This is a genomic window from Candidatus Zixiibacteriota bacterium, assembly GCA_034439475.1.
GTDB lineage: Bacteria > Zixibacteria > MSB-5A5 > GN15 > FEB-12 > JAWXAN01.
Genome location: JAWXAN010000073.1, coordinates 1 through 23080, shown reverse-complemented (window position 1 = coordinate 23080; position 23080 = coordinate 1). Strand labels below are relative to the sequence as shown.

Below are 23080 nucleotides of genomic sequence, written 5' to 3'. Positions count from 1 at the left end.
ATCCCCTGGCAGGGGCGCCAGACAGCACAGAAAAGACGTCAGGATCACAAGAATCCTGACCTACTTAGGACTGACGGCACTTCTTAATTCTTCGTGCGGAACGTCCCAGTCGCGCACCGTAGAGAAAGGGAACGTAAGATTGCCACGCCTGCCCGCCGTGGAGGGTCGCGTATAAGAATCCGCTCCTCGCAACGACATGCTGGGGAATTTGCTGATGCACAAGGTTTTTGAATCTACCGGCGGCGTTTGGCGACTGATTTAACCCGGGGCGGCTTCCGCACGATAATCTTCTTTCTCTTCGCCTTTTCCATCTCCTGTGTGAAGAGCTTTTCCAAAGTATACGACGATGGAGTATAATCGAGAAGACACAACTCAAAAAGCTCATCGACCCGGTCGATGTAATGGAATTTAGTCTTGCGGATAATTTCCCGGGGCAGGTCTTTTATATCTTTCCGGTTTTCTTTGGGGAGCACGACGTTATAAATCCCGGCACGATAGGCCGCTGAGATTTTCTCTTTCGCCCCGCCGACCGGTAAGACGCGTCCGCGGAGCGTCACCTCGCCGGTCATGGCAATATCATTCCGAATGGGACGCTCGGACATCACCGAGGCAATAACCAGACAGACCGTAATGCCAGCAGAGGGACCGTCTTTGGGAATGGCGCCTGATGGAAAGTGAATATGAATATCGAATCCGTTGAAATCATTTGAATCAATGCCAAGCATATCGGCCTTCGATCGGACATACGAGTGGGCGGCCTGAATCGATTCGCGCATTACATCGCCGAGGGAACCGGTTGTAATGATATGCCCCTCCCCTTTCATCTTAAGGCCTTCGATGAACATGAGCTCTCCACCCGAACCCGTCCACGCCAGTCCTGCGGCGTTGCCGATCTCAGGGAGTGTTTCGGCTTTTTCAGGAATATAGATTGGGGTACCAAGATAGGATTCCAAATTTTTCTCGTTAAGCGTCCAGCTTGTGCGCTTATGCTCTGCTTTTTCCAGCGCAATTTTCCGGCAGATTTTTTCTATTTGACTTGAAAAACCGAGCAGTCCCGCTTCCTGCGTATAGTTCGTAATGATTCGTGAGAGGGACTTGTCGGACATGGTAATCTCAGAACGAACAAGGCCATGCCTTTTGAATAGACTTGGCAGGATATACTTCTTGGCAATGATTGTCTTTTCTTTTTCGATGTAGCCCGGAAGCTCAATAACTTCCAGTCTGGGCACAAACTGCTCAGGGATTTCCTCGTATGAGCGGACCGAACAGATGAAGAGCGCTTTGCTTAAATCGAAAGGAACGCCAAGATAATTGTCGAGAAACTTCCCGTTTCGACGGCTGTCCACTACTTCCAACAAAGAAATATTGACCGAGGAATCATTATCCACATTGAAATAATCAATGTCTTCGATAAGGATAAGCGGATCAGATGTCGCGCAGTTGCGGAGCAGTCGTATAATTCTCCCCGGATTCGCCCCCAAAAATGTCCGCGGACTTCCTTTGAGTTCAGTGGCATCAGAAATGCCGCCGACCGATATGCGGATAAACTCTTTCCCGAGCGCCTTTGCTATTGCTCGGGCAAGCGAGGCCTTCCCCGTTCCCGGCGCGCCGACTAAACAAAGTGATGGCCCTTCGTCTACCCCACTCAACAGCTTTCGCACTGAAAGACGCTGCAAAATTTGTTTTTTCAAACTGTCAGGACCGTAAAAGTCAGTAGAGAGAACCTTCTCCACATCGACTATTTGATATGATTCAGGCGAACGTTTCCCCCATGGCAAATTGAGCAGCCAGTCAAGATACGCTTTGGTAACGCCGTATTCAGCCGAGACCGTGGGAAGCTGATTCAATCTATCGAGTTCTATTTTTGCGCGGTTTATGACTTCCGGGGGGAGATTATCCGATGTCTTTAGCATCGCCCGGATACGGCCCAATTCCTTTTCGTCGCCGACATCTTCGCCAAGCTGTTTTTTTATCTCCTGTAGCTGTTGCTTCAGATACTGTTTCCGCTGATCTTCCTCAATCCGCCGTTTGACATTTTCATTGATATTGAGAACGGTTGCCACGCGGCTCAACTCACCGTTGAGATAATGCAGCAGTCGCTCGTAACGAACATCAAGAGCGCATGCTTCGAGCAGGTCTTGTTTTGCGCTGAGCGAAAAATGAAATGATGCCGCAACCCGGTCGGCAAGCAGCGAAGGCTCTTCAAGATTTAACTGTAGCACACGCGAAAGTTCGGGCGAGTAGATCGGATCAAGCTGCGTTATTTCGCTGACGATAGATATGACTTCAGATATCTTCGTTTTAACGGCTTTGCTTGCATGGAGCGACAGTTCAATCTCTGCCGCCTCGGCAGTCAAATACGGCTCATATCCCGTTGTCGAGAGTATGGCCGCGCGTGTGAGTCCTTCTATCGTAACTAATTTTGAACCACCGGGAGCGTCTTTAACATCCCGAAATTCGGCAAAGACGCCGACTTGGTGAATTGGCTGGCTCTCCGGAGTTTCCACTTCGGCGTGTGAGTACGATGCCACAAACTGCCGCGCGCTTTTCACACAGTCTTCGAGCAGTCTGAGGTTTTCTGCTCGCCCGATCTGGATGGTAAAGATCATACCGGGAAAGAGCACACCGGTCATAAGTGGAAGCACGGGATAAGTATGCGGCTTTTCTGCGGTTTGAAGGGGCAGTCGATACTTGCTTTTTATAATCATATTTCCATCCATGCACCCGCAAAGGGCGCAATATGTTCCGTTCACGCGCTTGTAAATGGACGCGATCCGCGTTTTCTTTACCCCGTCCGGTCGGATAACCAGAATTGCTCTATTTAGTATCGGCTATGGAGGCCATTTGGTCAAATCATTAGTCATAATATACCAAAAATAAGTTACCGTAGAAATGTCGTTAGCTTATGGCTGGATTGCTGTTACCATCGATAATCAGGCCTCTAATTTCATAATCAGGATGCTCGGCCAACCGGCCCATGTTAAGCTGGATCTTGGCCGGATCAAGACTAAGGCGGTAATAGCCAAGTCGGTTATTTTCGACCACCGGCCAGTCTGAATGCAACGCCCCGGTTATCTCATTTTTCATACGATAGAGGTATCTGGCCTGATTAAAGCCTATTTCGATATCATCTTTGTAAATCCAGCCGCTTTCTCCTTTGACCCTGGACCAGGCCAGTTTGGTCAGGTATTTGAATGATTTGCCAGTCAGGCGAACCGGGACACCATTGACTTTGATAAGATAACGTTCTCCTTCAAAACTGCCGTCGATTTCAAGACATTGCGGGGCAGTCTCAAGAGAGCCGAACGGCTGGGTAGATGGTGTGGAATGCATGTAAACCTCCTCTTTGTGTTGTTCTAATTTCTCGATGATATGTTGTAATTTGACCGGATTTTTGATGAGTTTCTCCAATTCTTCCCGAGGGAGAGCGCCGAGTTCCTGAAGCGATTCTATCCCGGCGTGACGCAGCGCTAGAATATCCGACCGGCTAAAAGCGGTCCCCAGAGCGTAGCGCATCTCGCGGTACTGAGGCGGTAACCCGTATTGGAAGCTGAAAGCATAATCGACTAAAAGCGCCGGACGGTTCGAATCATGATCAATGGCCCGTATGAGAGCTGCCAGCGCCGTCATCAGGTGAGCCGCGCTTTCTCCCAAAGCCATCACTTGTCCCAGATGTACCTGATACGTCTCTTCAAGTTTTTGGGCTTTGGTCAGGTTTGACCAGTCATGCATCAGCAAAAGGGCTTTGAGCGCGGCGACGGTACGGTACGACAGAGGCTGGCGGCGATGATTCTCCGGAAGCAGATAGCCGACTTCTTCAACCGAATAATCAAAACGACTGTAAAGCTGTTTAATCCAATAATTATCGCTCTGCTCGCGTCGGGTCAGGATACCTGTGGGAAGACTCCAATCGGGTGAACTGAGCGCAAGAGCCGCCCAGCCAAAGAGCGTCTCAGGATAACCCTCTCTGAACTTGGCCAGATAATGCCGGCTTGAGGCATACGAAAGCCCCGATGACGAAACAGCGCGCCCAAGCGGGGTGACCGACCATTGCGAAGCCGACGATGACTCGACGGTCAACAGACCAGTTTGAATTAGGGTATTAAGAGCCGAGGCAACATCCGATTGGACAACTTTTTGTATACAGGGACTTTCTATTCCCCAGAGCATTTGACTCAATACCCGATCAAAATCGGCCTGATCAGAAACAAGCCCGGACACGATAAAGTCGAGCAGTAAATCTTCAAAGGGAACATAGGGCAGAGTCGATGCCAGCGATGGCTCGCCGGTCGGCGAAATATAATTCTCCCACAAAATATCCCGTTCAAACTCCGATTCCGCCAGCACAATCGCTCGGCCCGGTATGCCGCTCATTCCCAGACGGCCGGCGCGTCCGGTCATATTGTCAAACTCGGTTCTTGTGATAGGACTCAGCAGAGGCCGGTCGCCGTAACTGCTCGAGGCATATTTGACAGTCTCAAGATAAACCGTGTCGGCGGGAAGATTTACCCCCATCGCCAAGGTTGTGGTCGCAAAAAGCACTCGTATCTGCTTGTCGATAAAACCCTGCTCAATGACTCGGCGCTGGTCAGCCGAAAGATCGGCATTATGGAAAGCCACTCCGCGGCTCAGCGTCTGGGAGAGTGAGCGGACCAAAAATGATGGCTCCTCCCCCTTTAATAAATCAATTGCCTTTGTTGCCGAAGGCCAGTTGACTGATGCCGCCATTTTCATGGCCAACTGGACAGTCTCCTGGCGGGATTTTAAAAATAGAAGGGTCGAGCCGCTGGTCTGCTGAATTTGGCGGGCCAAAGCCGCCAGCCGGTCGCCGCTGTTGTAATAATCGCCGCTTCCATACTCTGATTCAAAACTTTCAAACGGCTCGGTTTCATCCTGCCCGCTGTTATATGAACGAAGCCTGACCTCACCGCAGGCCGCCACTCCGCGAAGCAGGTCAACTGGCCGGCTTAACTCTTCAACCCAGTCCGCCCCAAGCCAGCGGCATAGTCTGAGCGCGCCGCTCTCTCCAAGCGCGGCTGAGAGACCAAGCAGGGTCGGGCGATAATGGGAACTGAGGATTTTAGTGAGCAGACGCTCGACCACTGCTCCGCGCCCCGGCTCGGCGACCATTTGAAGTTCATCGATGACGATAAGTCCGATATTGCCCAGACAATCAAGATGCTGGGTCAGGAGACGGTCAAACTTTTCATAGATGACCACCGCAAGGTCATATTTACCATTGAGAAAGGCTTGATCCGACTCGGAATGATCGCCGGTGACAATGCGGCAATTGACGACCAATGTCCCATAAGTCTGGCGCAAAGCCGCAAATTTCTCTTCGGCCAATGATTTCAGCGGAAAAAGCAATACCGCCTTTTGCCGGGCGGTCAATGCCCGCACAGCCGCCATTTCGGCACAAAATGATTTGCCGGACGAAGTCGGCGCAGTAATCACAAGATTGGCGGCGCGTGAACCATCCCCCGGGGTGCCGAGCAGTCGTTTTCGGATAGCCCGTACCTGCACTGGCAGAAGGATGTCCCCTTGGCGCTGGCGCCAGTGCTCGATTATGCGAGGGGGTATACCATACCGCTCAAAATCGGCCAGCCGCATTTTTCCCTCTTTCCTGTTTCACACTGTTTCCCATATTAAAACTATTCTCCGTTCATCACCGACTGCTACATCCCGCAACTGGAAAAACCGCATGAAGGGCAGCTGCAACAGCCCCCTTGGCGAACCATGCCGCTGTCACATTCCGGACACGTGGCGGCATTAGCATAGGCGTACTCGCGTAACTCGCTGGCCGGGGGCAAAAACATGCTATAAACCTTCCCCGTCTCTGCCATCTCAGCCGAAACCGCAGAGATATATTCAGAGCCGGGTATTCCCGATTTCTCCTCCATATCCCATGGGAAAGCGACACCTCTTTCCATCTCTGACATCTGATCCTCCTTTATCTGAAAGCCTCCCGATAGGGTAACACTACTAATGGCCACTATACTGCACATTTGTGCACCAGTCAAGTTTTTTTTATCTTTTTTAAAAGAATTCGTGTTGATTTGCAGGCAGGGCGGACGTACGAACCTGGACTCCGCACAGTTCTGTATAAGGAACGACCGAAAGAAAGAGAAAGCGCGAATGCTGGGGAAATACCGGCGCAAGTTGAAGTCTATCAAGGGACAGCCGGAGAAGACAATCAAAGTCTTGACAAAGTCGATATATTAGGTATTTTGTAACTAACATTCGCACAAGAGATTACTTTTTGTAGCCACATACTCCACCCGCCGCACATAACACCTGAGGTAGAAATGACATTTTTCGAGAAAGCCCTTTCCTGCAAACAACTGATTGCACCGACTCTCGTTATTTTGAGCAGTTTCGCAATCCCGGTCAAGGCCGCTCCCCCACAGATAGTCCTTGGAGACAGAGCAAGGAGCTCTGAAAACATCGGCGATGCCTCGGCGGTTGATATTGTGCTGGCCAAGCCAGCAGATCTGGGCAATGACGGTTTCGCGCTCTGTCAGCGTACAACCTATAACTTCAGCAACTTCGCCGGAACCGACTGCTGGGGATGGGAAGAGAACGGTAAAGAATATGCCGTCATGGGAATCTTTAACGGAGTCGTCTTTGTAAATATTACTGATAATGATATCGTCGATACTGTCATGGGTCCGCAGGGCGGCTGCGGCGGTACGCGCTGGAGGGACATGAAATCATACGGCCATTACCTCTATGCTGTCTCGGAATGCACCGGAACAAATCAGGGCTTGATGATTATAGATATGCAGTATCTCCCCGATTCAGTCAAATTTATCAAATCATTCAGTAGCGCCGGTACCGATGTCACATGCCACAATCTCTCCATAGACACGGCCAAAGGATTCGCCTATCTGTGCAAATCCGGTTATTCCGGTTTTCGTGTCATAAGCCTCGCTGACCCAGAGAATCCGGTTGAATTTCCGTTTGTGAATACCCAGGACATCCATGATGTTTTCGCTCGCAACGATACGGTGTGGGTCGCCGAAGGCAATCGCCACACCTTCTCCATATACAATATGGCAAACAAAAATGCCGCGGCGCTGATCGCCCGAGTAACCGTACCCGCAGGCGGTTATGTCCATAATGTCTGGCCAACGGCCGATGGACGCCATATTGCGACAACCGAAGAGACAGTTGGCAAGACAATTAAATTCTGGAACATTGAAAACCTTGCAAACATCCAACTTGTGAGCACCTATCTCGCCCCAAGCGGTTTGGCTCACAACGCCCATTTTGTAGGCAACCGCTGTTATATTTCACATTACGAATCAGGTGTCGCTGTGGTTGACATCTCAACTCCCTCTTCTCCCGTAGAAATAGGCCGCGTTGATACGTACTCAGCGGGAGAAAGCGGCAATTTCAACGGCTGCTGGGGCGTCTTCCCTCACACGACATCGGGCAAGGTCTACTCCTCCCATCTCGATGGAAGGCTGGTTGTATTAGAAGGACTTGATGTGGCTACCGACCAGGATACGCTATCCGGTAATCAGGTTGTGGCTCAAGCCTCTACAAAGTTCAAAATCGATGTGAGCATCAACAACAATTTTGGGGTAAGCGATATTGTGATCCCTTTGACTTGGTCTGGACCGTACAATCTGGTTTTTGATTCGATCTCAGTTGCCGGACTACGCACAAGCGGCTTCGGAAAATCACTTATTGCAAATGACCTCCCCAACCGCCGTTCGGTGTGGGAGCTTTCTTCGGTGAGCGAGATCGCCTCCGGATCCGGCCCTGTCGCGAGTGTCTATTTCAGGATGCCGAGCTTTGCCGTTGGCGATTCAAATCTTATTAGCTTTGATCCGGTCTTTTTAATCGGCGCTGTGATTGGCAATAGCTGCTTCAGCCTTGCGCTACCAGTACTGCCAGGGAGCGTTAAATTGCCTGCAGTGTCAGCGTGCTGTGTCGGCATAACAGGCAATGTGGACGCTGATGCCGGCAATGTTGTCGATATATCCGATTTGACGGCACTCATTGACCATCTCTTTATCAGTCTGGCGCCTCTGGTTTGCTCAGGAGAAGGGAACACCGACGGCTCATTGAATAGTGTGGTCGATATTAGTGACTTAACAGCGCTGATCAACTTTCTCTTCATTTCACTTACTCCACTGCCAAACTGCCTGTAAATTCAGTAAGTCTATCGACATATGTAAAGAGCCGGTGAATGACTTCACTGGCCTTTTCTCTTGGAGATCATCCGCCGACTTTCGCCCTTGGCGAATCTTCCCGATGGTTTCACAATGTCATTCCGGTCCGCCGCGGCGAACCGCACGAAGAAGAAGATGGATTCCAGCCTGCGCTGGAATGACAGCACAGGGAGAACTGAGATTGGAGATTATTCGCCCAAAGTAAACTTAACTTTAAATTTCACCCAAACCGGAACAGGGTTTTTATTCTGAATTGCCGGTTTGAATTTATGCTGTTTTGACACGGCCATAGCCGCATCGTCAAGAGACGCGGTTCCGGAAGATTTATAGACCTTTGAATCCAGAACGGATCCATCTTTACCTACTAGTACCGCTATCCAAACGTCTCCCTCGATGGCAGCCTGACGAGCCAGACGAGGATATTCAGGTTTAACCTCATGGATCATTTCAGCTTGAATCTCGACGGGAACAAATTCATCAACCCCCGGAATATAATCATCATCTGCTATATCCACCACTACATCTCCGTCGGCGCCCATGTCTGGCGCAGAGATATCGGCAAGATCATCTTTAGTGGCCAGCACAACATCCTCTTCAAGGACCTCATCATCAGCGACAGGCGTCGGGATACCAACCTTCGGCTTGTTCACTTGCGGTGTGACCTGCACGTCAGGCGGACGCTTGACGATTGTTGGAGGCGGTCCAAGGTCAGCCACAGTTCTAATGACTGTCGGGGCAGGCGGCAAATCGCCGTCGCCTATGATGGCCGAGTAAATCCATGAAACTACTATGATGCCGAGCACAAAGCCTATCGTGACAACTGTTCCAAAAAGGAAATTTTTCTGATATTTGGCTTTGAGTTCGTATGCTCCGTAAGGAGAATAAAGGGCGTTATCAACATCGGATGGCATATTACATTCCTCTCAAAGAAATCATCGCTTCAACTCTTCGAGGCGAGTTTTCAGCTTTGAAAGATACCAATGATTTCATACAATTTGAAACACTCACATACCAGATTGGTTCCGTTCCGACCGGGCATTTCTCGGAGGTCGGAAACATCACAATTTACCTTCTGCCTGAGCAGCCAAAATTGATTCAGATATAATTTTGTCATCGCGCTCTTCCCATACACCCAACGCATAACGGTAGGAGAATTTGTCCGACTTGGCCAGCTCGTCTGGTTCAACCCCTTTTTGTTTGGCTGTAAATGCATTCCAGGAGCGCTCAATCACATCTATATCATCAAGGATATTCACCATATCTTCGTAGTCGGCATCCTTGTGAATAAGAACGAGCGTATTCAATTTGTCATTCGCTCGATTGCGGGAGACGAGCAGGCCCTGTAATGTATCCGCATAAAAGGCATAGGCAACGCTATCCGGCTTATTGGGGTTGCTTGGCAAAAGCTGCGGGAGATTCTCGCTCGGCTTCCCGATATTCCACCAGTAGCGGCTTTCAGCATCGACACGTAGTGTCAGAAGATTCGATTCTTTCACCTCAACAATAGTCGGATCGTCCTCCATCTCTTTTGGAGGAAGATTGATTTCCATCGCCTGAGGCATGGAGAAGACGGTCGAAACCATGTAAAAAATAAGCAGTAGGAATGCAATATCGACCATGGGCGTCATGTCTATTCGGATAGCAACACGCCGTTTGGGTCGTCTGACACCCTTCTTTCCGCCCTTGGGCGCCCGTTCGCCTACATCACCGGCCATTCAGATCACTCTCCATTCGGTCTATCGTTTCGGAGCCTTAATTATCAAGGTCTCGCGAGCGGTTTGATACTTCATTGACGTCGACATCGCCATCTTTGTTCAAATCGGATCCGTTTCATTGTCAGTGATAATAAGGAATCGCTCAAGGTTATTGGCCTGCATCGATTCCATTACACCTTTCATGACACCAAAACTCGCCCCTTTGTCGGCCTTTATGACCACAAGCGCGCGCAGTATTTTTGCCTGAGCGCGGTGAATTAGCTCAGAGACATTATCTTTCGTTGCTGTACGCACACGCCGGACAGTCGTCTGCTGGTCAATGCCGTCTATATTCATCATCACCTTATCGATGAAATCGACATAAATCGAATCATACTGGGTAATAGTGATATTGATAATATCCTTATCCGGAAGTTCGATCTGGGAATGGGATTCCGGCAGGTCAACGGCGCGAGCTTCCGGTGGTTTGAACTGAGTGGTAGCCATATAAAAAATGAGCAACAAAAAGGCAATATCCACCATCGGAGTCATATCAATGCGGATGGATACGCGTCTTTTCTTTTTTATCGCCATGGTCTGTTACTTGCCTTCTTTCGCCTTCAACAGCTGCATGACTTCGAAAGTCGCCTCGTCGGTCGTGTAATTGAAAGCATCTACCTTGTTTACAAAAAAATTGTAAAAGAATATCCCGACGATACCGGAGAGAAGTCCGCCAGCGGTGTTAATGAGGGCCTCGGAAATACCGACGGCAAGCGATGCGGCATCGATAACGCCGCCTTCAACATTACCTGTTGCGGCGAAGGCGCGGATCATACCGACTGTGGTACCGAGCAAACCGACCATAGTGGCGATGGATGCAATAGTTGACAAGGCAATGAGATTTCTCTCCAGAAGCGGGCCTTCAAGGGCGTTGGCTTCTTCGATAGCGGTCTGGGTTAGGTTGATTCGTTTTTCTGAATCGACTGATTTATCGGCGCGAAGCTCACGGTAGCGCTCAATTCCGGCGCGAAGCACGTTAGCTGTTGTCCCGCGCTGTTTATCGCAGGCGGCCAAAGCGCCATCATAGTCGTCTTTTTGGAGGAGAGTAATAAGCTGTTTGAAAAAGACTTGAACCGAGCTTTTTCCTTTGGCAACCGAGTAAAGCGAACGATAACGCTCGATAACAAATACAAGGAGCATCACGAAGACCATGATAAGGAGCACGACCAGCGGGCCGCCTTGATAAATCGAGTGGACAATCGGATTTTCCGAAGTCCTGAATACTCCATACCAAAGATAAAATCCTATTGCGAACGCTGCCAGCGCGTTTAGCGTCACGAACATTGTTTGTTTAATCACGTAACCTCATCCTCCAGATATATATGCTATTAAATCTCTATTCCTTTAACTGAGATAATAAGAAATCCTGCAAGCGAGAGCAAGATTCCCCATGAGAGCGACCCAAGAAAAGCCCCCGGCCCGTATGATTTTCCAAGACTGCTGAAAAATTGCGTCGCATCGAAACCATACTGCGCTCCGACAAAAGATAATATCATGGCCGCGAAAAGCAAAAGAATCGGATACCATGCGACTCTGAGTATCCCTTTCAACTTCAGCGCGACTGTGTCCGGTGCACCCTTGACTGCATTCACACCGTAGATAACATATAGCGGAACGGCAATACAGGAAATCGTATACAGGATGAGAATGACCCCGGTTATCATGAGGGGAAATCCGGCGCTGAAGACTCGCGAACCAGTATTGCCTATATCAGCCAGAGCGCCAATGCCAGTCATGGTTTCATAATTGCGGGAAACTTTTTTACGCATCATCTGGCTTGTAATAACCTCTTCGTCGGGAGACTGCGAAAATTCTCCGCCTCCGGCTGTGTCCGTGCTGGCGCTGGTGGGGATGGGTACCTCTTCAATCGTTTCCTGATAGAGAGAATACCAAGGGATAAAAAGGGAGAAAATAATCGCGAGACTTGCAATAGTTAGTATGATTTTCTCGAACCGTGAGACACGTTCTTCGAGAAGGGTACAGTTCTCTCGGATAAGCTCCCCGGCTTCGTGTTTGGCATGAACGGAATCCACATATTTTTTCTTATCTGCGTCAGAAGAAAAAAGGTCTTTCGGTTTTCCGGGAAACACCTCGAATCCGATGTAATGAAAACGGTCGTCTTCACTGATCCGCGCAGGTGGTTGGGGCTTCTTATTCTCTGCTTCAGCCATTAACCCTCTCTTGTGCCGGAATCATGAATTCCATCCGGTCAATTGAATTCAAATTTGGTATCGTCCTGTCCTTTTTTAGCGTCTGCATTGTTCGGACTGCATTGCAGAACTTTTCCATACCATTCGAAGGCATTCTTAAAATCATTGTTGGCGTCAGCTTTCTCGGCGACTTTGTCCGCGGCGCGGAGATGATAAGCCTGTGCCATCCAGAGGATAATGTTTAAGTCTCCGCATGGCTTCCCGCCCTTTACCTGACAATTGTAGGCATCCGTTAGATAACCCAATGCCTTGCCATAATTCTTTGTGCAGTCTCCGGCAAAATAGGCATAGCCCAATGCTTTTGCCGCATCGCAGTTGCCCGGCTCAAGAGCCGAGAGTTTTTCAAACCAGGTCACGCCCGATTGGCAGTCCTGAAGTTGATAGAGATAGGTATTGGCCACAAGCAATGTCGCTTTGGCGTCATCGGGCTTTTCTGCAAGATATGTGGTGAGATAGTCAACCGCAACCTGATGATAATTCTTATTTGGATCAATTTGTCCCGTTTCGGTGACAGCCACCGGATCAATTCCATCTTCGCCTGCGTCAAGATCAAAGTCAGTATCAGCGCCGCTTCCACCGGCAATGCTCAATGCCGTATATCCGGCATTTTTATAGACGCCTATACTCGAAGTATCAAGACCCTGCGCGATTCGCTTGTCGTAGTACTCGAGAGCCTTGGGATAGTTTTTGAGGGTGTGATAGGCGACGGCGATATTTTGGACAGCCCGTTTATTGTCCGGCGAGATTTCAAGAGCCTTCAGATAATAGGTAATCGCGTTCCCGTAATCTTTGGGATCGCTGTAATAGAAACCGTCGCCAAGCATGGCATAGAGTTCGCCCGGCGTCACCGCAGAGTTATACGTTTCCGGCTGGGTTTTTACCCAGTCAAGATGTTTTTGGATCATAACCGACGCGCTATCGTATTGCTTCTTGCCCATGAGCGCTTTGGCATAATTGAAATATATATCGCGAGGCTCATAGGGAATGGCCAGAACATTCTCAAAATAGGTCGCGGCATCATCGTAGCCCGAAAGATTATTGTAGGCCATGGCAAGTTCGAAATATGGACGGACATTCACCGAGTCAGCAGGAACTTGGGATAATTCCAAGTATCTCTTGTAGGAACCTATAGTCTCTTTATATCTATTAACGCGATCCTCGCGAGTTTTGGATGAAAGCGCGGCTTTGAAATAAATCTCGCCAGCTCTCCGCCATGCGGGCGCGTAGGTGCTATCTTTGGTAAGCACCTGACGTAGTTTTTCGAGCGCACAATTATAATCTTTTGTCTCAAGGCATGCTTCAGCCCAATGATAATAGACTTCGGACGAAGCGGTATCTATCAGAAGAGCTTTTTCATACGACGCAATTGCAAGCGATGGCACGCCCGAATAGAAGTTGGCATCGCCGAGATTTATATGGTACTCTGCGACGGTCGAGTCAATGATCTGGGCTTGTCTGAAAGCAAGGTCTGCTTCCTGATACTTTTTGCGAGCCATCATGACCAGCCCGTAGCCGTTCTCAAATTCATCCTTGAACTCTTTAGCCTTCTTGCGGCCGTCATCCATTATTTTTTCAGCTTTATCGAGATCGCCGAGTTGGATATAAGACTTTCCAAGGTGATATTGCGCGTCCCAGTTCTTGCCCTTCTTCTCGACTGCAAGACTCAACTGTTCAGCGGCCTTTTGGTATTGTCCGCGGTTATAATAAATTAAACCGAGCAGGTGATAATTGGCATCGAACGATTTATCCAACTCGATATCTTTATTTAAAAGCGTTATGGCGGCAGCGGTGTCGCCTGATTTGAGGGCTTCACTGATTGATGGTTTGACATCCTGGGCTCGAAGAGAACCGGAAACTATAAGCAATAGAAGGCACACGCCAAAGGATGCGACCGTAAAACGACGATGTAAACAGAGAAGGTGGTTCATAAACTCTTTCATTTCGTCCAAAGCTTTCCAAAATATTGTTCGAACTGCCATTGTCAAGAGGTAAATTCTTCCTTCCCAACTATGACCCTATTTTCTTCGCTCCGAACGACCGGTTCGGACCGGAATCGCTTGAAGGCGATCAGGCTGAAGATGAGGATTAATCCAAGAGCGGCGACTACCAAAGGAAAGAGCAAGTTGCTTCCAAACGTGACAAAAATGTAAACGCACGTTGTCAGATTTATCACCACTGCCAGCCTATTTAACCACGCTGTAGCTTTTAACATACGTTCTCATCTCCCTATTTTTACCGAAAAACACGGTATTTATTCCAAAAGATTTGTGCCAGATTGTCATCCCCGGCGCTTTAACCGCATATTATGGCTCAACCTATATGCCGTGGTATTGTTCTCCCTCAGCCTACAGCGAACCCCTTGGATAACAATGAGATATAAAACTGGTCAACTGGGCTGGCTCTAAAAAAAATCAAAATCCACGCATTTACTGCGTTTGAACTCTGCTTTCCTCGTATGATTATCCGAGAAGAGGGCTGAGATTCCTGGCTGGGGCGGTTTGGAATCTTACTCAAGCCAGTCAAATTTGAGCCCAATAGCGGATGATTGCTCGAACGAGAGTTCGACAAATCCTCGGAATTGTTTCGGCTCTCCTGTGAAATTAAGGGCAGGATAGAAGCGCAGAAGGTCTATAACTTCTCTAGTGATTCTTTCAATATCCGTCTCCCCGCGCTGGGGTCTTGTCACGACCGGATAGCCGGTGGAATCAATTACAATCTGGACCGTTCTTTGTCCGCTGAACTGAACGTCCCTCACGTTGTAGGTGAGTTTCCCGCTCGCGGCGTTCATCGGAACCGGAAGGCACATATACCCAAGTGTATCCGGAAGAAAACGAATTCGCCAGCACGCGCTGAGACTTGAATCCCCCTTCTCATTTTCACTTCTCGTCCAGATATTTGTTGGATAGTCTAAATTCGGGTAAAACGATACGACGCAATAGTTCTTCGATGCCGTGAATTTTTTTTCAATTTTGAGCGGGGAGTAGCGTGACCAGTTGGCCGCATTGAGTATCTGTGCGCCGAGCGGCTCCAGCGATGAGAGCATGGTGCGTGCTCCTGTCAATTTTCCTTTTGCGTCAAGATCCACCTCCAGTAGGACATAGTGCAAATTGGAAGACGTGTCCTTTTTGCGAGCTGGGAAAAAGTATGAAGGAAAACTATCCAATGTCGCAAAGTTCACTTTGTTCATCAGGCAGGCACGCATATACAGGCGAAAATCTTCGATGGTACTGTCGCTTCGAACTGGCGCGATAAGCCTTGGAAGCTGAGTCCCAGCCTTCATTAACGCCTTCAGCGGTAGAATCTGTTTTTTCTTTTTCCCCTTGAATCGTCCCGGTTCAAAGGTGAGTGTCTTGAAGTATTCTTTGAAATATTTAAATGTGGTCGTGTCCTCGGGGTTCTCACAGACAACCTTTCCAACCGTTCCATTCTTATTAATCGTAAGGAGCAATGGCATGAGTATGTCTTGAGACAAAATGGGAAGATTGAATCTCTCCCTTGACTCGCTGAAGACCTGAAAAGGCAACTCGAGACCAAAATGCTCCGGGCGCTTTTTTTGGGTTGTAGAATCCTGACCGTAGATGGATACTGGAAGAGCGGAGAGAAAAATCAGGATTAAAAGGATGAAGCTGGATTTGATGATTATGCCACAAGCTACGGCTGGGCGTGGAGCAGAACGAAAAGAATTGAACGAGTAAGTGTTTGTTGTCAAAGCGCTCAAAAGGTATACTCTCTCTGTAATTATAGCAAAAAGTTTCTCCATGGTTCTCTTTCGGCAACAAGTAACGAAAAATATTCTTTTCTCTTGGCTCTCCTTTACAGTCAGGATAGCAGTCTCGTTTCTCTTCATTCCCTACATAGCCTCCACCCTCGGCGAATCCCGCTATGGCGTCTGGGTTATAGTCTTTCAGACGTTGGGATATTTCTCACTGCTCGATTTCGGCCTTGAAAGGGCTTTAAGTAAACATCTGGCTCACTATCTCAGCAAACAGGATTTTGGCCGGATTAACAGACTCCTCAGCAGCGCAACCGCGCTCTACCTCGGTTTGGGCACAGTCGCCATATTCGCGGCATGGATAGTTGCCCATTACTTTTTTGGTTACTTTCAAATTGATGATCCGGCCGTCTTCGAAGAGGGCAAAACCGCTTTACTCATTGTCGGGCTTTATATAGGTCTGCGGTTTTATCTCGTCCCCTTTGGAGGAAGTCTCGGCGGTTTCCAGCGTCATGACTTGGCCAATCTTCTCCAAATCGGCGAGGACATCATCCGGACGCTTGCAATGGTCTGGCTGTTAGCAAACGGCTATGGTCTTGCCACCCTGGCGATGGCGATTCTGATTACGAGTCTCGCCAGATACTTCGCGGGTCTTTTGCTCCTGAAGCGGCTGCATCCGGAAACAAACTTCAGTCCGGCTCTGGTTACAAAAACTGACAGCGATGAGCTATTGAATTATTCAAAAATAAGTTTTGGCATCACAATAACCTGGCTAATTATCTTCAACACTGATTCGGTGATCCTTGGACTCTTTATTTCGAGCGCTGCAGCTGGACTTTTTGCGCCCGCGATGCAATTGTTTCTTCAGATTCGTAATGTCATCAACGCTATCGCCACCCCTCTTATCACGGCCGTATCCCACCTTGGGGCATCCGGACGAGACAAAAGTATTGCCGAGACATACTTAAAAGGTGTTCGATATGCCTCATACTTCTCGTTCTTCGCCTCGACGGTCGCATATATCTATGCTGAACCGTTTGTCGCGCTCTGGCTTCCTCCATCCTTTGCTCCGACGGCGGATATCATTAAGGTACTGGCTGTCGGTTCTGCCTTTTTTGTCCCGCAAATAATAGGAAACGCCGTTTTGTTTGGGATTGAGAGACATTCGAAAATTCTACAAGTCACGGCTATCGAAGCCGCGCTCAAAATAGCCTTGGCTGTTATTCTGGTCGGTGACTATGGACTATTGGGAATTGCATGGGCGAATACTATCCCTCAGATCATTCTATATTCGGCCATATTCCCGATGATGGTTTCAAAGGAATTAGAGCTTTCAGCAAGAAGTGTAATTGGTGAAATGCTCAAATTTGGGTTGATCTCATGTTTTATTGCAGGCCTTGTCGGGGCTGGGTTCACCCGGACATGGGTAGCGGATAACTGGCTGATGCTTGTTATCCAAGTCGGAACATGCACATTTGTTTCAGGATTGGTCTTCTATTTTCTGATAGACAAAGACGAGAAGCTGTGGCTGAAAACACTTTTCAAAAGAGCATTGTAGTCTCAAAAAAATATCGCTGTCGAGTCTCATAAGACCCGACAGCGAAGGAGGGAGGACAGCTGATGTCAGACGAGGATACCTCCATTGGGACAAGGTTCTGCGCTTAGTCTACTTTTACTGCAGTCAACGGTGTGACAGGGTTCGTGATTATTTTGCGGGATTTGATGGTGATAGTAAATCCCTCTGCCCCGCTGACGGTCAAAGTAGTGTCGAATAGTTTCAGTCGCTCTACTTCAATCGGAAACCAGAGAAAACAGCTTGCGGCATAGGAAAAAGTAGGGATGCTGTCGATTGGAAGATCGTTTCTGACATTGACGGTCAAATCCACACCGTCAACATCATGCTGTGTCTGTGATATCCAGTTAAGTTCGGTTGGATTAAAAGACTGCATCATTTGATCTTCCTGCGCTTCAAATGAAAAAACGGATTTGAGACGAACGCTTCCCTCTACCTCAGAAAGCTGTGTCATTCCACTTGCCGGGATCGCCCATGTTAGCGTTTCCGTACCCGTCTTTCCCCACCTAATTGTGACAGCGTACCTGTCAAAACGTGAGTCGGACGGTCCGGCGCCGACCAACAGAATATCCTGATCCACCACTAAAGCCTGTTGATCAATTGACTCTGGCTGATTTGGTTGTCTGCTACAACCGACCACCGCAATCAATGCGGCAGTGAGCGCGAGTGTCTGTGCGATTTTCATTTCCACCTCTCTGTATTTTGTTTCGAGTGTACCATACATTCCATCTTGAATGACAGAGTTGGAATGACCCCGTTTCGTACATCGAAATAAACGTTTGAGATAAAAAAGAAAACCGCCTCCAAGCACAAAGCCTGAAAGCGGTTCAATTCACATATTCAAAAATATGATCTTAGTAGTTATTAAAAAGATCCTCTACCGCAGCGACAATCTTATCTACCGTCGGCAAACACGCTTCGTCTCCGTCCATACCATAGGCAACACGGGCATCGATTGCGGTAAGCAATTTGACCGGCGCTTCAAGATGGAAGAGTCCTTCGCCTTGAGTAATGATCGATGAGATAGTTGCGCCGCATCCGCCGGGAAAGCGATCCTCAGTGACGATAAGCACTTTCCCGCACTCTTTTGCGGTATTGATTATCTCTTTTTCGTCGATCGGCTTCAAGGTGCGAAGGTCAACTATACGAATGTTAATTCCGCGATCCTTGAGGATCTCAGCGGCCTTGCGGCTCATTTGAACAGTGGCGCTGTAAGTGATGATACCGACATCGGTGTTCTCGGGATTGTAGACCCGCGCGACACCGAACGGAATCAGTTCATCAATCCCCGGCAGTTCGGTTTCGATAGGAATACCGTCCCAGTCGCGACGATTGTAGAGCGCGACTGATTCGCAGAAAAGCACAAGGTCGTCACAGGCCCAAGCTGTTTTGAGCAGTCCTGCGGCATCATAGGCATTAGACGGCGTCACTATATGCATACCCGGAAAATTCATCCAGGTACCCATATTCGACTCAGAGTGCCAGAAGGCTCCAGCCCCTTGCTTGTATCCGCCGAATGTACAGCGGATAGTCATCGGCATCTTGAATTCTCCACCCGAGCGCTGGTAGGTGGTCGCGATACGGTCTTTCAGAATCTGATAGGCTGGTGACATATAATCGAGGAACTGTATTTCAGGCATCGGCCGGCGGCCTTGATAGACATGCCCCGAAGCGCGTCCAAGAATGCCGGCTTCGTCGAGCGGTGAATTAAAGCAACGATGATTTCCAAACTCACGCTGGAGGTTTTTGGTCACGAGGAACACACCGCCTTTTCCTTTTAGCTTGGTCTGCTTCTCTTTCTCTTCAACCATATGTCCCGAGAAATCAGCGACATCTTCGCCAAACAGAAGAATGTCTTCGGTTAATTGGAATAGATCAAAAAGGGTGTAGTTAATCGCAAAACGCATAGTCATCGGGCCGGCCTTTTCCGGGATTTCCGGGGTCGTGAAATAACCCTTCTCATGATAGCGTTTGTAGTTGGCTTCGCGGTTTACTTTTGACAGGTCGCGATATGCCTTCCATGTCTTTTTGATATCTTCAAAGTTGTAGGTATAAACAAGGTCCTGAATAAACTGCGTCGTTTTGGGCTGAAATGACGCGACCGCTTTGGCTGACAAAGCGGAAATCTCTATATCTAGTTCATCCCACATTTCGCCGACTTCTTGCGGCGCGATAACGCCGTCTTCGATGAAGGCATTGCATGTTTTCAGGATGCAATCGTTGTAGGTATGCCAATCAAGTTCAACCGGATCCATATAAAAAGACTGATCGTCGGAACCAGAGTGCGATCCTTCGCGGGTAGTCTTGACGTTCATGAGCACAGGCCCTTTACCTTCGCGGGTGTAATCAAAGGCTTCCTTGACATTGGCAAGGGCTTCCTTGATATCGGTCCCATCGAAGTGCATGATTTTTAGGCCGTACTTGGTCAGTCCGGCATGCGAAGCCGTCGGATCCCCATCGGGGTACTGCTCATGGACATTCACTGAAATAGCCCAGCCACAATTGTAGATTGCAAAAATCGCGCGGGTCTTGTAAAAGGTCGTGTAGAAAACGGCGCGGTTGAATTCAGTTTCCGATGTCGAACCCTCGCCGATACAAAGGATAGACACGGCATCCTTCGGATATGCCCCGCCCGGAAACTGGGAAAGCTGAGAGACCGGGGACGGATGCTTCACTGCTTCGCTGATACCGGCATGTTCAAGCGCGTGGGCTCCAGTCGGTGACGACTGGGGGATAATACCAAGGTCAGAATAGCCAGGGTGAGCCGGAATCTGCTGACCTTTGTTTCGGGAACGCGGATCGCCGATAGCTTCAAGCATTTTGTCCCACAGGGTGGTGCCACGATGGAGATCAAATGCCTTATTGCGGTAGTAACCGCTGAAGGGATCGCTGGCCGTCGAAAACTCCGCCAGCGCGACATCCATGAGTTCTTTTCCGCCGCAACCGATAAAAAATCGGTTATATCCTTTGCGAAGCAGGAGTTTTTCCTCCCGCTCAACTCGGCGGGCGGTGAGCATGGTTCGAAGCATCTTTTTGAGCTCGGCGGGTGTCTTACCCGAATAAGCTTCGAGCGGTTGATTGGGTTTTAACTTTGACGGCTTTTTACCATCATAGTTCTTAATCTTGTCGATTAGCGCAAGCGTTTCCAAGAAACGACCTCCTTAACGGTGTATAAAACAACAATTATATATTCGTCCTAAGTCTTACAATAACTGCCTCAGTCAATCTATAACAGAGCTTTCTCCAAAATAGTCCGGTAAAAATAGGTGTTTTGCATAAAAAGGCAAAAAAATTCTTTAATTATTATCATCTATTATTAACTGGTCGTTAGTTGCCCTTTTCTACAATCCGAGCAAATAAACGATTTAACTTGTTCAGCAAGACGCCAAATCATACTTTGAGAGGCTGATGCTACCGAACAATTTAGTGGAGAAATGTCAATGAAGAAAGCCGGGCGTACTTCTTTGAAGAAGAGAAAAATCGAAGCCAGCGATCTATTCGGGTTGAACATTGCCACGTCGATTGCGATGTCACCGACAGAATCTCAGGTCGCCTATATTGTCGAACGAATTGACTCGAAGGAGAATAAATACTATTCAAATATCTTCATGTATGACAACAAGTTAAAGGCATGCAGACCCTTTACCCAGGGCAAACAGGGCGATTCATCACTGGCGTGGTCAAGAGACGGGAGCAAACTTGCATTTATCTCCACCCGCGATAAGAAAACGGGCATATATGCAATCTCGGCTACCGGCGGAGCTGAACACAAGCTCATCGAGATCGACGGCTCAATCAATGATTTGCAGTGGACACCCGACGGTAAATCACTTCTTTTTTCCCTTAGATATAATGATTCCCATTACATTGAAGATGAAAAAAAGAAAAAGGACCCGCCAGTTTACCGACATATCACACGCCTCTTCTATCGGCTTGATGACTTGGGTTTCCTTCCAAAAGACACCTCTCAAATTTATACATTGGAGCTTTTAACGCTCAAACTCCGCAAAATAACACATGGCGCGCGGGATAATTTTTCGGCGCATCTTTCAGACGACGGTACGCAGGTTTGTTATTTATCCAACCGGGCGAAAAACCAGGATTTGGAAAGTTTGAGAATCGGTCTCTTTGTAATTCCGTTTAAAGGAGGTAAAGAGCGGTTGATTCCGACCCCAGCCGGTCCGATTCACACGCCGCGTTTTTCGCCTAACGGAAAAATAATCGCTTATATCGGCCATGACAACCCTAACGACGGATGGGGTGTGACAAACCTCCATGTCTGGACAGTTGGAGTGCATGGATCGCCCAAAGCCAAAGACTTATTGCCCGGTTTTGACCGGATGGTTGTCGATCAGTCAATATCGGATCTTTCAGATGTGCATGATTCCTCGAGTCTTTTCTGGTCTCGTGATGGCAAACGCCTCTTTTTCCTTTCGTCAGATACTGGCAATACCAATTTTTATTATGTTCCGGTTGGTGGAGGCCGTCCGACAAGAATCTTCAAAGGGGACTGTCACCTCAAGGGTCTTTCCGTTAACGGCGCAACAAAGACAGCCGCGCTAATTTATGCCGACCTCAAAACACCCGGCGAGATTATGCTCTGCCCCACGGTCTACGGTGGCGAATCGAAAGCGATTAATGTTACCAACCTAAATCCGCACCTTCAGACCGAGTTGAGAATCGCCAATACAAAAGAGTTTCGCTTTACTTCGTTTGACGAGACTGAAGTTCAAGGTTTCCTTGTCACACCGCCGGATTTCAATCCGACCAAGAAGTATCCGGCTGTTCTGATGATCCATGGCGGGCCGCGCGTTCAGTATGCTTACACCTTTTTTCATGAGTTTCAGTTTTTAGCCGCACAGGGTTTTGTTGTGCTTTATACAAATCCACGCGGAGGGTCTGGCCGGGGTGAAACATGGGCCGATGCCATCGCCGGCGGATGGGGCGACCTCGATTACAAAGATGTCATGGCAGCCGCAGACTGGCTTGAAAAACAGAAATTTGTCAATCCAAAAAAGATAGGTGTGGGTGGCGGCTCTTACGGCGGCTATATGACCAACTGGTTGATAGGCCATACCAACCGTTTTGCAGCGGCGATCACTATGCGCTCGGTAGTTGATTTGAATTCATTTGTGGGTTCGTCGGATATCGGCTACGAACTTGCACGCGAGTTTGCTGGATTTCCGTGGACGAATCATGAAAATTATCAAAAATGCTCCCCTCTTTCTTATCTGCATAAAGTAAAGACGCCTGTCCTCATAATCCACAATGAGAATGATCTCCGATGTGGCATTGAACAGGCCGAGCAGATGTTTGTGAAACTCAAAGTTCTTGGCAAGACCGTCGAGTTTGTCCGCTTCCCGGAAGAGTCGCATGGCTTATCGCGCCATGGCCGCCCCGACCGCCGAATCGCAAGACTCGAGTGGATAGCAAAATGGTTTAAGCGGTATTTGAAGTAGAGGGGCAGTCTCGCGTTTCGAGCGCCCCGCACGAAGTCTGGTAGCGATTCCGCCAACGGGCGGGTGACCTGACGGTTACCCCGGTGCGCGACTGGGACGTCCCGCACGAAGAATTAAGAAGTGCAGTCAGCCTTCTATTTTGTCATTCCAGCGCAAGCTGGAATCCATCTTCGTCCGTGCAGTCGGGCGTCT

The 23080-nt window shown here is 48.7% G+C and carries 17 protein-coding genes; 4 read left to right on the top strand and 13 right to left on the bottom strand.

Annotated elements, in window-relative coordinates; all coding sequences use genetic code 11:
* Positions 1–233 precede the first annotated feature (233 nt).
* From lon to SGI97_10370, 3 genes are all read right to left on the bottom strand, one after another.
* On the bottom strand, positions 234–2708 hold the full coding sequence (gene lon, locus SGI97_10380) for an endopeptidase La (protein ID MDZ4724294.1): 2475 nt from the start codon (positions 2706–2708) through the stop codon (positions 234–236).
* Positions 2709–2898: 190 nt separating this feature from the next.
* A complete protein-coding gene (locus SGI97_10375; GenBank protein ID MDZ4724293.1) occupies positions 2899–5610 on the bottom strand; it encodes a DEAD/DEAH box helicase in 2712 nt (903 codons plus the stop codon).
* 65 nt (positions 5611–5675) lie between these two features.
* Positions 5676–5939 carry a hypothetical protein gene (locus SGI97_10370; protein MDZ4724292.1) on the bottom strand — a complete coding sequence of 88 codons (264 nt, stop codon included), beginning with the start codon at positions 5937–5939 and terminating at the stop codon, positions 5676–5678.
* A 366-nt stretch (positions 5940–6305) separates the two neighbouring features.
* Here SGI97_10370 and SGI97_10365 point away from each other — a divergent pair, with 366 nt between their 5' ends.
* Positions 6306–8159 (top strand): choice-of-anchor B family protein, encoded by a 1854-nt coding sequence (locus tag SGI97_10365; GenBank protein MDZ4724291.1) that lies wholly within the window; start codon positions 6306–6308, stop codon positions 8157–8159.
* Positions 8160–8197: 38 nt separating this feature from the next.
* On the top strand, positions 8198–8341 hold the full coding sequence (locus tag SGI97_10360; GenBank protein MDZ4724290.1) for a hypothetical protein: 144 nt from the start codon (positions 8198–8200) through the stop codon (positions 8339–8341).
* Between the two features lie 27 nt (positions 8342–8368).
* Here the strand turns inward: SGI97_10360 and SGI97_10355 are convergent, their stop codons facing one another.
* From SGI97_10355 to SGI97_10320, 8 genes are all read right to left on the bottom strand, one after another.
* On the bottom strand, positions 8369–9091 hold the full coding sequence (locus tag SGI97_10355; protein ID MDZ4724289.1) for a TonB family protein: 723 nt from the start codon (positions 9089–9091) through the stop codon (positions 8369–8371).
* A gap of 147 nt (positions 9092–9238) precedes the next feature.
* Positions 9239–9895 carry a biopolymer transporter ExbD gene (locus tag SGI97_10350; GenBank protein ID MDZ4724288.1) on the bottom strand — a complete coding sequence of 219 codons (657 nt, stop codon included), beginning with the start codon at positions 9893–9895 and terminating at the stop codon, positions 9239–9241.
* A gap of 99 nt (positions 9896–9994) precedes the next feature.
* Positions 9995–10468: a biopolymer transporter ExbD gene (locus SGI97_10345; protein MDZ4724287.1), complete on the bottom strand. Its 474-nt coding sequence runs from the start codon at positions 10466–10468 to the stop codon at positions 9995–9997.
* A gap of 6 nt (positions 10469–10474) precedes the next feature.
* The gene (locus SGI97_10340) at positions 10475–11233 is read right to left on the bottom strand and encodes a MotA/TolQ/ExbB proton channel family protein (protein MDZ4724286.1); all 759 of its coding nucleotides are present in this window, start codon (positions 11231–11233) and stop codon (positions 10475–10477) included.
* Positions 11234–11262: 29 nt separating this feature from the next.
* A complete protein-coding gene (locus SGI97_10335; GenBank protein MDZ4724285.1) occupies positions 11263–12105 on the bottom strand; it encodes a hypothetical protein in 843 nt (280 codons plus the stop codon).
* Positions 12106–12143: 38 nt separating this feature from the next.
* Positions 12144–14123: a tetratricopeptide repeat protein gene (locus SGI97_10330; GenBank protein MDZ4724284.1), complete on the bottom strand. Its 1980-nt coding sequence runs from the start codon at positions 14121–14123 to the stop codon at positions 12144–12146.
* 2 nt (positions 14124–14125) lie between these two features.
* Positions 14126–14356 carry a hypothetical protein gene (locus SGI97_10325; GenBank protein MDZ4724283.1) on the bottom strand — a complete coding sequence of 77 codons (231 nt, stop codon included), beginning with the start codon at positions 14354–14356 and terminating at the stop codon, positions 14126–14128.
* A 294-nt stretch (positions 14357–14650) separates the two neighbouring features.
* Entirely contained in the window at positions 14651–15598 is a 948-nt protein-coding gene (locus tag SGI97_10320) for a hypothetical protein (GenBank protein MDZ4724282.1), read from the bottom strand.
* Positions 15599–15839: 241 nt separating this feature from the next.
* On the opposite strand from SGI97_10320, the gene SGI97_10315 reads away from it, so the two are divergent.
* On the top strand, positions 15840–17414 hold the full coding sequence (locus tag SGI97_10315) for an oligosaccharide flippase family protein (protein ID MDZ4724281.1): 1575 nt from the start codon (positions 15840–15842) through the stop codon (positions 17412–17414).
* Positions 17415–17517: 103 nt separating this feature from the next.
* On the opposite strand, the gene SGI97_10310 is transcribed toward SGI97_10315, so the two are convergent.
* Together SGI97_10310 and SGI97_10305 are read right to left on the bottom strand one after the other, a co-directional pair.
* Positions 17518–18114, bottom strand: coding sequence for a hypothetical protein (locus SGI97_10310; protein ID MDZ4724280.1), 597 nt, complete (start codon positions 18112–18114; stop codon positions 17518–17520).
* Positions 18115–18283: 169 nt separating this feature from the next.
* Positions 18284–20578: a thiamine pyrophosphate-dependent enzyme gene (locus tag SGI97_10305; protein MDZ4724279.1), complete on the bottom strand. Its 2295-nt coding sequence runs from the start codon at positions 20576–20578 to the stop codon at positions 18284–18286.
* 291 nt (positions 20579–20869) lie between these two features.
* On the opposite strand from SGI97_10305, the gene SGI97_10300 reads away from it, so the two are divergent.
* Entirely contained in the window at positions 20870–22888 is a 2019-nt protein-coding gene (locus SGI97_10300; GenBank protein ID MDZ4724278.1) for a S9 family peptidase, read from the top strand.
* Positions 22889–23080: the final 192 nt, after the last annotated feature.